This window comes from Bacillus kwashiorkori (assembly GCF_001375515.1).
Lineage (GTDB): Bacteria > Bacillota > Bacilli > Bacillales > Caldibacillaceae > Bacillus_BK > Bacillus_BK kwashiorkori.
Genome location: NZ_CTDX01000016.1, coordinates 603,350 through 616,285 on the forward strand (window position 1 = coordinate 603,350; position 12,936 = coordinate 616,285).

The 12,936-nt window shown below is 32.6% G+C and carries 17 protein-coding genes; 13 read left to right on the top strand and 4 right to left on the bottom strand.

Going from position 1 to position 12,936, the window contains the following annotated elements:
- Positions 1-18: 18 nt before the first annotated feature.
- Positions 19-315 (bottom strand): Holliday junction resolvase RecU, encoded by a 297-nt coding sequence (locus BN1242_RS13250; protein ID WP_077216201.1) that lies wholly within the window; start codon positions 313-315, stop codon positions 19-21.
- A gap of 625 nt (positions 316-940) precedes the next feature.
- Here BN1242_RS13250 and BN1242_RS12180 point away from each other — a divergent pair.
- The 7 genes from BN1242_RS12180 (at position 941) to BN1242_RS12210 (ending at position 4,814) form a co-directional block, all read left to right on the top strand.
- Positions 941-1,648 carry a response regulator transcription factor gene (locus BN1242_RS12180; protein WP_062356446.1) on the top strand — a complete coding sequence of 236 codons (708 nt, stop codon included), beginning with the start codon at positions 941-943 and terminating at the stop codon, positions 1,646-1,648.
- Positions 1,632-2,999 (top strand): sensor histidine kinase, encoded by a 1,368-nt coding sequence (locus BN1242_RS12185; RefSeq protein ID WP_062356449.1) that lies wholly within the window; start codon positions 1,632-1,634, stop codon positions 2,997-2,999. Before BN1242_RS12180 ends, BN1242_RS12185 begins: the two co-directional genes overlap by 17 nt.
- A gap of 315 nt (positions 3,000-3,314) precedes the next feature.
- Positions 3,315-3,557, top strand: a complete 243-nt coding sequence (locus tag BN1242_RS12190) for an SHOCT domain-containing protein (RefSeq protein WP_062356452.1) — start codon at positions 3,315-3,317, stop codon at positions 3,555-3,557.
- A 45-nt stretch (positions 3,558-3,602) separates the two neighbouring features.
- Complete coding sequence (locus BN1242_RS12195; protein ID WP_062356456.1) at positions 3,603-3,920, top strand: hypothetical protein; 318 nt, start codon at positions 3,603-3,605, stop codon at positions 3,918-3,920.
- Between the two features lie 107 nt (positions 3,921-4,027).
- Positions 4,028-4,216, top strand: coding sequence for an SHOCT domain-containing protein (locus tag BN1242_RS12200; RefSeq protein ID WP_062356460.1), 189 nt, complete (start codon positions 4,028-4,030; stop codon positions 4,214-4,216).
- A gap of 40 nt (positions 4,217-4,256) precedes the next feature.
- Positions 4,257-4,571 (top strand): SHOCT domain-containing protein, encoded by a 315-nt coding sequence (locus tag BN1242_RS12205; protein ID WP_062356463.1) that lies wholly within the window; start codon positions 4,257-4,259, stop codon positions 4,569-4,571.
- 12 nt (positions 4,572-4,583) lie between these two features.
- Positions 4,584-4,814, top strand: a complete 231-nt coding sequence (locus BN1242_RS12210) for an SHOCT domain-containing protein (RefSeq protein WP_062356467.1) — start codon at positions 4,584-4,586, stop codon at positions 4,812-4,814.
- A 307-nt stretch (positions 4,815-5,121) separates the two neighbouring features.
- On the opposite strand, the gene recU is transcribed toward BN1242_RS12210, so the two are convergent.
- Both recU and BN1242_RS13965 read right to left on the bottom strand, forming a co-directional pair.
- Positions 5,122-5,730, bottom strand: a complete 609-nt coding sequence (gene recU / locus BN1242_RS12215) for a Holliday junction resolvase RecU (RefSeq protein WP_062356472.1) — start codon at positions 5,728-5,730, stop codon at positions 5,122-5,124.
- A 23-nt stretch (positions 5,731-5,753) separates the two neighbouring features.
- Positions 5,754-5,957 (bottom strand): Holliday junction resolvase RecU, encoded by a 204-nt coding sequence (locus BN1242_RS13965; protein WP_062356477.1) that lies wholly within the window; start codon positions 5,955-5,957, stop codon positions 5,754-5,756.
- A 43-nt stretch (positions 5,958-6,000) separates the two neighbouring features.
- Between BN1242_RS13965 and BN1242_RS12225 the strand changes: the two genes are divergently transcribed.
- From BN1242_RS12225 to BN1242_RS12240, 4 genes are all read left to right on the top strand, one after another.
- Positions 6,001-6,975: a DUF2515 family protein gene (locus BN1242_RS12225; protein ID WP_062356481.1), complete on the top strand. Its 975-nt coding sequence runs from the start codon at positions 6,001-6,003 to the stop codon at positions 6,973-6,975.
- Positions 6,976-7,304: 329 nt separating this feature from the next.
- Positions 7,305-7,610, top strand: coding sequence for a hypothetical protein (locus BN1242_RS12230; protein WP_062356485.1), 306 nt, complete (start codon positions 7,305-7,307; stop codon positions 7,608-7,610).
- A gap of 128 nt (positions 7,611-7,738) precedes the next feature.
- On the top strand, positions 7,739-8,110 hold the full coding sequence (locus tag BN1242_RS12235; RefSeq protein WP_062356490.1) for a YppE family protein: 372 nt from the start codon (positions 7,739-7,741) through the stop codon (positions 8,108-8,110).
- Between the two features lie 59 nt (positions 8,111-8,169).
- Positions 8,170-8,658 (top strand): YppG family protein, encoded by a 489-nt coding sequence (locus BN1242_RS12240; RefSeq protein ID WP_062356494.1) that lies wholly within the window; start codon positions 8,170-8,172, stop codon positions 8,656-8,658.
- Positions 8,659-8,696: 38 nt separating this feature from the next.
- Here BN1242_RS12240 and BN1242_RS12245 read toward each other — a convergent pair whose 3' ends face one another.
- Positions 8,697-9,164, bottom strand: a complete 468-nt coding sequence (locus BN1242_RS12245) for an Hsp20 family protein (protein WP_062356497.1) — start codon at positions 9,162-9,164, stop codon at positions 8,697-8,699.
- Positions 9,165-9,310: 146 nt separating this feature from the next.
- On the opposite strand from BN1242_RS12245, the gene BN1242_RS12250 reads away from it, so the two are divergent.
- Positions 9,311-11,575 carry a DEAD/DEAH box helicase gene (locus BN1242_RS12250; RefSeq protein ID WP_062356500.1) on the top strand — a complete coding sequence of 755 codons (2,265 nt, stop codon included), beginning with the start codon at positions 9,311-9,313 and terminating at the stop codon, positions 11,573-11,575.
- Positions 11,576-11,588: 13 nt separating this feature from the next.
- Positions 11,589-12,848, top strand: coding sequence for a ribonuclease H-like domain-containing protein (locus BN1242_RS12255; RefSeq protein WP_062356503.1), 1,260 nt, complete (start codon positions 11,589-11,591; stop codon positions 12,846-12,848).
- Positions 12,849-12,936: the final 88 nt, after the last annotated feature.

Sequence of the window (12,936 nt, forward strand, 5' to 3'; positions counted from 1 at the left end):
CTCTGGCTGTATGAAGCTTCACTTAAGATTATATAAAGAATCTATTACTCTAATATAAACAATTCTTGGACTCATGCCAAGTGAAATATAATGACCGAGTTGTTGTATTTCTTCCTTCTTAATCGATTTTCTACCGCCTATGAGCATTCGTTCCCAAAACTTTAGTAAGTGAGTTCTTTCTAGTAGATAAATATCCTCCGTTTTTGCAAAGCGGATTAAAACAAAAGAAACTCCTCCACAATTTTCATATGTGCAATTTGGTATTCGTGGAAATTTTTTAGGTGAATGATTCGTTTCTTTTGCTTCGAAATCAATATACTTCTCTTAATACACTCCATTGTAGTCTGTTGTAGATGGTGTTTTAAAAAATATGCTTCTCTTATCTTATAGGCACGAAATTTAAATGGCGAAAAACGACATACCTTGTGATTGGTTTATTATTCAATTTTCAACTGTTTAAAATAGGCGTAATTTTTATCCTGCTAGTCTATTTTATAATAACAAACCATTTTAAGACACTATTTTACATCAAATTCTTTAACTCTGCATAGTAAAACTATAACAATCCGTTCATGGAGACTTTATTTTAAAAATAGGGACTATTATGTTTTATTATCTGTTTACAAATATTAAAGGTAATTCTTTTAATTTTTATACTTGTCGATTTATGTAATGAATTGATGAGCTTTTTTAAAAGTCAATAAGTAGATAAACTGGATGTTTGTTAGTTTGCTACCATTGACTTTCCTTCTGGCCGTACACTGTTGTAATAATTCATTCGATTTTTTCCTCACGCTCCTTTTCTTTCTCATAATTTGGTTATTGAAATTTCTTTTTCATACATATTATGTAGTTTCTAAGATGGAGTTGTGTGGAAATAGTGAAGAATAATTTTTTTCGTAAATAAGATGATAATATGCTAATAAGAGGTGATTATTTGATGACAAAAATTTTAGTGATAGATGATGAAAAGGTCATTCTTGAAGTGTTAGAGGCTTATTTTGAAAGGGAAAATTGGATAATTTCTTTTGCTACCAATGGAATCGAAGCTTTAAAAAAAGTAAAGGATGAGAGTCCGGATCTTATTGTATTGGATTTAATGTTACCTGATATTTCAGGCGAAGAGGTCTGTCGGTTAGTGAGAAAAGAAAGTGATATTCCCATTATTATGCTCACTGCCAAGTCAGCTGAGGATGATTTAATTAATGGAATTGTCATTGGTGCTGATGACTATGTGACAAAACCATTTAGTCCAAGAGAAGTGGTTGTAAGAGTAAAAGCCTTATTAAGAAGAACACAAAAGATGGAGCATGTAAATCAAATCAGTTTTAATAACCATAAACTCATGATTGATCATGTGAAAAAAGAAGTAAAGCTTAATGATGACATACTTGCGCTAACCCCAAATGAATATAAGTTATTAATAACGATGGCGAGTTACCCTGGGAGAGTCTATAGTAGGGCTGACTTATTAGAAAAAATTCAAGAAGATGGTGTCTATTTCGAAGGATACGAAAGAAATATTGATACACATATAAAAAATTTACGAAAAAAAATTGAAACCGATTCTCGTCACCCTGAATTTATCTTAACTGTGTTTGGAATGGGCTATAAGTTTGGGGGAGAAAAAGATGAACCTAACATTTAGATCAAGAATTTTAATCTATCTTTTTGTTGTTTCTCTGAGTGGCATTTTCATTACAAGTTTTACTATTTTTTTTGGGGTTGAAAATCAGTTTACCGACTATCTCAAAAAAAATAGAGAAGAAAGTATTGAATCAATAAAAAAGGATGCACTTCAACAATTTAATGAGACAGGAGAATTAATAAATCATAATCTAGGTTATAAGATGCACGAACAGGGAATGACGGAAAACTTATTCTATAGACTTTATGATGCTAATGGGAACTTACTGATTGATACAACATCGGTACGTTCCATGATGGGAATGAGGGAACGTAATCGTTCCTCACTAGAACCTAATGATTATAAATCAACTTCCTATCAATTAAAAATCAATAATAAATTAGTCGGCAAATTGACAGTATTTTATCCTGAAGAATTAATAGGTAAGGATTCTGACTTTTTGAAGTCTATTAAAAGAAACATTTACATTGCCGTATTGGTAACCATCATTTTATCGATTCTATTTAGTTTATTATTTTCTAAAAGACTAACAACAGGATTCACCAAACTGATAAATGCGATTATTGAGTTGCGTAATCATCAATGGCGAACTCAAGTCCCTGTTGATGAATTGACAGAAGAAATGAAACCTTTAGGGGAGTCCTTTAATCAGCTTGCAGAATCTTTAGCAAAAGAGGAATCGCTTCGAAAACAATTTACATCTAACTTTGCTCATGAACTTAGAACGCCACTTGCAACATTAAGAAGTCATATTGAAGCTTTTCAAGACGGTATTTGGGAACCAGATTCAAAAAGATTAGATCAATGTCACGAGGAACTAATGCGGCTAGTTCGGCTAGTTAATGAGTTAGAAAAATTAATAGCGGCTGAAAATCCCCAAGTTAGATTGAATAAAACAAAGTTAGAAACTGGAAAACTATTATCTTTTATAAACGATCAATTCAGTCCATTGTTTATGAAAAAAGGAGTTGAATTAAAGATCCAACTCCCCGATAAGCAGCATTTGTTCTTAGGTGATCGTGATAAAATCATTCAAATATTAACGAATATCGTCAATAATGCCCTACAATATACACCGAAAGGGAAACAAGTATCACTTCATACAGAGGAAAAAAATGATCAAATTAGTTTTATTATAAAAGATGAAGGTGTTGGAATTTGTGAGGATGATCTCCCGTTCCTATTTGAAAGATTCTACCGGGGTGATAAATCACGTGATCGGAAAACTGGAGGCATTGGGATTGGGTTATCTATCGTAAAAGCACTAGTAGAAGCCCATCATGGTGAAATCAAGATATATAGTCAATTAAATGTAGGAACAACTGTAGAGGTAAGTATTCCAAAGCAGTAAGGATTAGGTCACTTGACTTAATCCTTTTTTTCTATTTTACTGTCCTTTTTGAGAAGAAAAAATAGTTACCCTCCATTCACATAAGTTCTCTATAACTTACTCAAAAGTTCTTTACAAGTGTTGCTTATAATAAGAGCAAGTAAAGAAAACAACATATAACTTTACAAGAAAAAATTAGGAAGCGGTCGATGTTCGGCGTTTCGGTTAACAACCTATTAATTATGAGTATGCTTTCTCCATAACTTCCACATAAGTTGCTCATAAATTCTACATTCGTGAGATGTAAGATAAAAATATGAAAGGAGAGATACAACAATGATGGGATTAGGTCATGGTTTTGGAATATTTGGTATGGGAGGTGGATCGATTATGATGATTTTAATTGTTTTGTTAATAGGTTACCTTTTCTATTTGGGAATGAACAATCAAAAAATAGCTATTCAAAATAAGAACCAGCAAGTAACAAGTTCAAACGCATTAGAAATTGCTAAGTCCAGACTTGCTCAAGGTGAAATTTCTTTTGAAGAATTTGAGCAAATCAAGAAGAATATTTTATAAGAACTACTCTATAAAAAATAACTATTAAAAGGAGAGCCAATTGATATGAATATCATTAATGGAATTTTAGCAGCATCATTAGCTTTTACTGGAGGAACAGGATTAGCTTTATTTTCAGAAAAAGAAACTCCATATCATAATACAGTGATTCAAGAACAAGGTGGTAATTATGATCAAATAGTTGAAAAGATGGAATCATGCGATGGTGGAAGTATGCAAAAATACATGGAAGAAAGAAATATAAACATGGAAGAAAGAAACAAAAACTTTGGTCAAATGAAACGATATTTGAGTGAAATGCACCCTAATTTCAGAAAATCAACAACTCGAAGAAATATACAAGGGAATGCATGGAACCGGTAGTTCTTCTCAAAGCAGTAACTATAAAGGAATGGGAAGTTTGTAATTATCACTTTAAGCACGTCGTTAATGACCTGCTACCCCATATGAAAATTGGAGGAATCTAAGATATGTTTTTATTACTAATTTTGGCTATTGGTTTTTATTTGTATAAAACAGGTGAATTACAAAAATTATTTAGCCATATACAACCGAAAGAAACGAACAGCTCAAATGAACTAAAAGAGGTTATCGATTATAGATATGCATCTGGTCAAATTTCAACGGAAGAATACAATAAACTAAAAGAATTGTTGTAAAACAAATCAACTAATTATACACAAGAGAGGAGAAACTAACATGATGAATGGAGGACATATGGGACCTTTTGGAGGTAGTAATGGAGGATTTCACGGTTATAAAGGAATGCCATCGGGTTTTAGCTCGTTTGACATGATGTTTAATGGGTCTTTTATAACTTTAATAGTACTTGCTCTAATTGGGTTGGTTCTATATTTACTATTCAGAAACAAAAAACAACAAACTAGAGTTTCATCAATTAAAACGAATCATACTACAGTCATTGAGGCAGAAGAGGTTGCAAAATTGCGCTATGCCCGCGGTGAGATTTCTCATGATGAATTTCAATCCATACTACAAACGATTAAAAAGTAAGAGGTGAAATGAGTGTTAAACGTAACCTTATCCATTATAATTTTTTATTATCTTGTGAAGACAGGTGATTTATTCAAATTAATAAAAATGTCTAAAAACCTTATTCTTGACTTCCTAATAGTCTTTAATAAAGAAAAACATAATAACAAGGGCTACAATAATCCTTTAGAGGTTTTAAAGCTCCGTTATGTTCGTGGAGAAATTGACAAAGGAGAATATGAACAAATTGTAAGGAATTTATAATATACAAAGTACAATTGGATTAAGAATGGATGAAGATTCATTATTAATAGTTTAAATTTTACGGATGTTCTTCTGAATAAACTTTACTTAATATTATTCAATATGGCGACCAAATACATAAGAGGTCGCCACACTTAATTTAAGAAGCCATTTATCTGCAAACTTATGCACATTTCCGACAGACTTCATAAACTCTAGTCCTTGATTCAATAATCGAACCCATGAATTCTCATTTACTCAGGTTCCCAATTCTTATAAATAGGGCTTTGTTAAGGCTTTATAATGATATAAAAAAGTTTTTAGAATATTAAAAGTAGAGTTTGTCAATAATCTTTATGTAATCAATTGATGGGCGATATCCAACCTTAATTTCATTTCCTTTGTCCTCGAATATTTTTAATGGAATTGATTTTCTTCCCCCTTTTGATTGATTTTTCCAATATTCAATGATTACTTCTGCATCTAAGTGAAAAACCTTATTTAATGTCTGAAAATAAAAGATTGCAAAACAAATCCCACCGTGTTTTTTAACTCTTTCCATATGTTCTATTTGATGTTGATGAAAATTACTCAGAGGAAATGATGTTTTGTTTTTTGTTTCTTTTGCATCAAAGTCTAAATACCTACTTTTATAGATACCACAATAATCAAGAGTAGATGGGGTCTGATAATATGCCTCATTTATGCGGGTAGAGGAACGCTGCCTATAATCTACAGATACAACTGTGATTGGTGTTGGCTTCTTGTGTACAACACAAATATCTTGAGTAAGGTAAAAATAATTACTTTCATTTATCAGTTCTTCTAGCCTCATTCCCCGGTTAGAATAAGAGTCATTTTTTTTTGCTAAGTTGTTTTGTTTAACAATATTTTGTTTCCTAATGTATGATTTCCCATTAGGATAATTTATTTCCATATTTTCACACCACCTAAAATGTTTTAAATAAACATTTCATTTTCTTCCATTTTACTCACTATACTCGGCTTTTTATGTATAACAGCTATTTGGTTAGATAAATAATAATCATTAGACTCATTAATGTCTTCTTCTAATGCCATACCACGATTTACTATAAGAAATGGTTTTTGCACTTTATGATTAAATTGTTGAAATCTCTTTCCGTTAGGATAATGTATTTCCAAATTTTCTCACCTCAAAACATCATACTGAAGAAAGGCAGATCTAATGTTACTAAATAGGAGTATCGAGAAGCTAATACAACATATTCAATATAGAACGAAAATAGGTAACATCGATAATATTTCTCGAACCAATTATTATGAGAAATATTATTTCCTCCATCCTGAAATAAAATGGGCCTTTTTAGCGACAGTTGTTTCGCGGAATGCAGGATGGAATATTTGTGATTTAAAAGGTAATTGGATTCCGCAATTAATTAATCGTAAAGAGTGTGACCAGTTATTTCACACTTACGAAAGGGCAAATTGGCTAATATTTCAAGACGCCTTTCCACAATTACTTCTCTATCATTATTCGACGAAATGGCAACGTCCTTTGTTTCATTTATTAAGATATTTTCAAGTTTCTTCATTTATGGAACATGAATGGCAATATTTTTGGGAACAACGGGATCATTACCGACTATTATACGCTTTAATTATCAATGAACAGAATGTCATTCAACAGCCTGTCATTGAAAATCATTATTATAAAAAACATGTCTTTTCATCTCTTGCATTTAAAATTCAAGATTTATTTCATTTTAGTGTCGTATTAATGCCTAGTTGTGACGGTTCCTTGTATGGAGCATCTGTGACAAATTTTCGAAAATTAACTAGTCGGATTGAATTAGGAAAACGGCTTTCCAACATTTTATTTCAAAACAATGTGTATCAACATGTGCTAACGTTTATTAAAAGTACACCACATACAGGGTCGAGACACGATTATCAACAATATATGCCCCAAAATTCATTTGCAAAAACACCTTTTTTGAGAACACATTTTCCGATTATAAATCATTCTCCCGTTCTTGACAACAAATGGGACAAAAGGATAAAAATAAGAAAATCTTGGTATGAAAAACCGAAGTTAACAGACGATATTAACATCACAGATTGGTATTTAAGGAAACAAAAGGAGATAGAAGTATATTTAGCGTTCAAGCAATGGTTGAAACTGAAATCAAGTAAATATTGAGCAAATAGTAATAAAAAAATGCAAGGAGCAAATGTTCTTCTCCTTGCATTTTACCATAATATTTTATTTTCGTTCAAAATGGTACTCGTGACAGATATTAAGTAGACGGACGGTTAGGGCCTTCTAATTTAGGATTTCCTTCCGCCGCTTTCGTATAAGCATGGTTTTCTTTTTCTGCACCACGATTTTGTTTCTTCTTTTTTCCCATAATCGCCACCTCCTACTGTTAGTATGAGCCTTTCAAAAATTATCATTCCTTTTTGTCAAAAAACCACTTTCTTTATCGAATTAGTTCTAGTTTTGTCATATGGGAAGGAAGATAAGAAAGCGTGGAGAATACAGTTAAAACAAGGAAATCGAAAAAATTAAAAGAGGTGGATGGAATGAATCAAAAAGAAAATTTTATTAGTTCAGCAGAAATTATTAACAAATTAACCGAGTTAGAACAACAATTGGATAGGTTGGAAGAAAGATTAGGGATAGAAATATTAAAGGAAAGGAAAAGTGCTAGTGAAAGATTATTAAGAAAGGTAGAAGCATTGGAGACGAATTGTGAGGCAATCCAAAAACGATATCAATTACAATTAACAAAGAAAGAACCGACAATAGAAATAAAACGATATGCTGCATTATAAAAATGGAAGCTGGCCCAAATTGGTCAGCTTTTTTCAGTAAGCGGATGATAATCATCACCTACAATTAACAAAATGCAGAAATTAAGGTAAAATAGCTAAAGAAATTGGATAGTTAGGGGGCAATATTCATGAATATAGAGATGTTAAAACAGCAAACAATGCAATTGAAACATACATTGAGACAAATAGATTCGCAATATGAGCATGTAAGAATGACAAAGAAACAGGCCGATTTTGAAAAGGATATTAAACCATTTGTCGATGAAATACATCATCTAGTAAATGAGTGGGAAAATCACTCGAAAATTTGGATCAAACAGAAGAGGCCAAAAAACTTACATAATCAACAAATCGAACTGGCGGCAGAAAATGTAAAGACTATTTCTGTTCAATCATTTTTCGCTGAAACGAGCTACAAACGTTTTAAACAATCTGTTCATTCTATTCAATATATTGTAGAAAAAATGTTAATGGAATTAAAGACAGATGTAAATGAATAGCAACTTGCACCTTCTTAGGCGTTCAAACATAAATTAAAGAGAATTGAAGGAGGGGAGTAGTGGTGATACCGGGTCAATTGTTTAATCAACATGTCATCTTAACAAGAAATAATCATCTATACAATCCAAACAGAAATCCATTCATACAGCAGTATGAACACCCGTTTCCGCCTTATTTACCATCAATGATACCACCAGTTAACAATGAACATTATTATATGAGACCGCCTTATCCGGCAACTATACCACCGGCAAGTAATTTGCAAACTATCTTTGATAATCCTTTATATCCTCTATATGAGGATGAAGACTATAAGAATAAACAAAATAATCATCTATCGACACAATACCAACAACTACCGACAAATTATCCTCCACTTCCTTTCGGTGGAAAACCACCTGCAATGCAAACATTTATTAATTCATTTAAAAACAAGGATGGTCAAATAGATTTCAATAAAATGTTTGCGACCGCCGGACAAATGGTAAATACGATAAATCAAGTTGCGAACATGGTAAAAGGATTAGGATCAATTTTCAAAGTATAAAACACTCGGTAACAATCCGAGTGCTCATATTTTTTTATTTACTCGATATGAACTTTCTTCCCTTTAAGTTTCGGTACTTGTAATTTTAATAGACCATTTTCATACCTTCCTTTAATTTTATTCGGATTGATTGGCTTATAAAAAGGGATCGTCCTGGAAGCAGTATTTACTGTTGATTGCCTATGAAACACTTTTTTTAATTCGTTGTTATAAGTATGTTGTTCTGAATGCGAAATAGAAATGGTTAACGAATTTTCCAATGTTGTTATCGATATTTGATCTTTTTTAATCCCTGGCAATTCTGCTTCCAATAAATAATATTGATCATATTCCTTCATACGCACTTTAAAAGATTCTGGCAGAAAAGATTTTGAAAAAAACTCATCAATAGTCCCTAAAAGGTTAGTAAATGGTTTTTCTTTCCAAAATTCTTGAAAAACATATCCTATTGAACGGATAGCATTATTATTATTTTTTTTTAATTCGTTCTGCTTTTGCTCGTTCAAAATATATCCCCCTTCCTGATGATTTTTTCGCTATAATATATGTACAAATACCGATAATGACACAAGAATATTGTTTCAATTGTATTCGAACATATATTCTAGTATAGTATAATAAGAGTAGGATATAAGGAATTAAGGTGATTAATATGTTCACAAACAAATCGCTACAAGATTTGATTACATGGTTAAAAAAAGAGCAATCCATTAAAGCAAATATTGTCCATTGGGAGACCATTCCAGAAAAAGAGGCGATTTACACTGATTTTCCGGAATCGTTGCATCCAAAATTAAGACAAGCCCTTACAAAGAAAGGTATTAACTCTTTATATAGTCACCAAAAACAGGCTTATGACTATGCAATGGCCGGGAAAAACTTTATCGCTGTTACCCCAACAGCTTCGGGAAAAACTTTATGCTACAATCTTCCTGTTTTGCAAACGATATTGGATAACGACCATGCTAGAGCGTTATACTTATTTCCGACGAAAGCACTAAGTAATGACCAAAAATCAGAACTAACGGAATTGATTGATCGATTGGAAGTAAATATTAATACTTACACCTATGACGGAGATACTCCAGCTCAAATTAGACAAAAGATTAGAAAAGCAGGCCATATCGTGATGACAAACCCTGACATGCTACATTCTGGAATTTTGCCACATCATACGAAATGGGTTGCATTGTTTGAAAACTTAAAATTTATTATCGTTGATGAATTGCACACATATAAGGGCATCTTTGGTAGTCACACTGCAAATGTAATACGAAGACTACAGCGAATTTGCCGTTTTTATGGGAGTGACCCAATATTCATTTGTACGTCTGCGACAATTGCTAATCCGCGTGAATTAGGAGAAGCACTAACAGAAAGACCGATGGAATTAGTTGATAAAAATGGTGCTCCATCTGGTCGGAAACATTTTATGTTTTATAATCCGCCAATCGTTAACAAACCATTAAACATACGTAAAAGTGCCACACTAGAAGTACGCCGATTAGCTAGTGAATTATTGAAAAATAAAATACAAACAATCATTTTCGCGAAAAGTCGTGTCCGAGTTGAAATCATATTAACTTATTTACAAGAATTAGTAAGGTCAAAATTAGGACCAAAAGCGATTCGCGGTTACCGTGGTGGCTATTTGCCTACAGAGCGGAGAGAAATTGAGAATGGTTTGCGCAGTGGAGAAATCTATGGGGTCGTAAGTACAAATGCGTTAGAGCTCGGAGTGGATATCGGGCAATTAGAAGCTTGCATAATGACTGGTTATCCTGGTACTATCGCAAGTGCCTGGCAGCAAGCTGGGCGCGCGGGTAGAAGGCATGGTGAAGCGTTGATTATTTTCGTCGCCAGCTCACTTCCATTAGATCAATATGTTATTCAGAACCCGAAATATTTCTTTGAACAATCACCAGAGAAAGCACGTATTAACTCGAACAATATAATGGTTTTAATTGATCATGTAAAATGTGCAGCCTATGAACTTCCTTTTCAAAAAGGGGAAACTTTCGGTGGAATGGATGTAGATGATATTTTAGATTTTTTAGTAGATCAAAAAGTACTTGTTATGAGTGGAAATAAATATCATTGGATGACAGATTCATTTCCTGCTCATAATATTAGTTTGCGTTCTGCTTCACAAGAAAATGTTGTTATTATTGATCATTCCAATCCAAAGGCAAAAGTAATTGGGGAGATGGACACATTTAGTGCTTTAACGATGTTGCACGAGGAAGCGATATATTTACATCAAGGGCTGCAATTTCAAGTGGAAAAATTAGATTGGGATGAAAAAAAAGCATTTGTGAAAGAAGTAAAATCAGATTATTATACAGATGCAAATCTCGCAGTTCAGTTAAAAATTTTAGAAGTAGATAAAAGTAAACAGAAAAATAAAGTTACAATTCAATTCGGTGATGTTGCTGTTCAAGCAATGGCGACTATTTTTAAGAAAATAAAATTTGATACACACGAAAATATCGGTTCAGGGCCAATCCATCTGCCAGAGCAAATTTTGCATACGGCTTCTTCATGGATAACGATAAATAATGATATCGTAGAACTTACAGAAGCACGTTTAGAAAATGGTATGCTCGGAGTTGCCCATGCATTAAAAAATATTGTCCCAGTATTCGTTAGCACCGATCCAAATGATGTGCATGTCGTTCCGCAAATTAAATCAAATATGACGGAAAAGCCAACGATTTTCTTTTATGATCGCTATCCTGGGGGAGTTGGTTTGAGTGAAGAAATATATAATAATATCGATTTAATATTAGTCAATACTCGAGAAATGATTAAGAATTGCCCTTGTGATAGTGGCTGCCCATCTTGTATAGGTGTCGATAATGTGCAGGAGTCAAGTAAAAAAGATGCTATTAATCTGTTAACTCATTTTTTAAACTGAATCGAGGATGAAAATGAATTTAAAAAACAAATTAGCGATATATGGCTCTTACGTGAAAAAGGATAAAACTATAGAAGAAAACAATACAGAAGAAAGAATTACTATTCCATATTTTGAAGCTTGGCAGGAAGCAGGAGTACGCCCTTATTTTTTAGACAATAATTATTGCTTAATAAAAGAAAAACGTTATTCAATTCATGAAAAACGGGGTCTATATCATTTCTCCGATTTTATTCGGGCAATGGAAGCATGGCAAACAACAGAGCAAAATCATCCATTATCTGCAAAAGGATATAAACCGACAGATTTATTCTTTTTTGACATAGAAACAACTGGGTTAGGTAGTGGAGTAGGCAACACGATTTTTCTTTTAGGATACGCCTTTATCGAAGACGATGAAATTGTCATTAAGCAGCATTTATTGCCAGAACCAGCTGGAGAAATTGCTCTTTATGACAGCTTTTTAAATTCTATAGATTATACAACATTAGTTACTTATAATGGAAAAGCATTTGACTGGCCGCAAGTGAAAACGAGACATACATTAATAAGAGATTTTGTAAAAAAATTGCCAGCCTTTGGACATTTTGATTTATTTCATGCAGCCAAAAGATTATGGAAACAGGAGCTTGAATCTGTTAAACTTACAAATGTCGAGAAACATATATTAAAAATCGAACGTGAAGACGATGTACCCGGCTATTTAGCACCAATTATTTATTTTGATTTTGTAGAATCGAAGCGACCAGATGGGATTTTAAAGGTGTTAGATCATAATGAAGATGATTTGCTATCATTAATTACTTTATATACCCATATCACATTCCTCCTTTTACAATGGAATGATGCGGCTGGGGAAGAACAATTTTTAGTCGGAAATTGGTATGCTTATTTAAATGAGACAAATACAGCAATAGAGGTATTACAAGAAGCTGCTCAAAATAATGACGGTTATACAAAATGGAAAAGTATGCATAAGTTGGCTTATCAATATAAGAAACAAAAAAATAGACAAGAGGCACTTTCTTTATGGTTAAAAGTAGTATCCGGAACGAGTGGAAAGATAAAAATAGAGGCTTGTATTGAAGCGGCAAAGATTTATGAACATCAATTTAAAAATATAGAGAAAGCATTACATTTAACGGAAATCGCACAGAAAGAATATGACAAATATAGTCACTATAAGGAGCAAAATAAATTTGCTCAGTTATGGGAAGAGTTGGATAAGAGAAAAAAACGGCTATTACGGAAATTAAAAGTATTTCCTGGGTAAGCGCAAAATTCGAGCAATTTCTTGTTTTCTCACACTTTTACTTTACAAAATTCGACAAAACAAAAGTGCGGATGTCTAATAATGCACT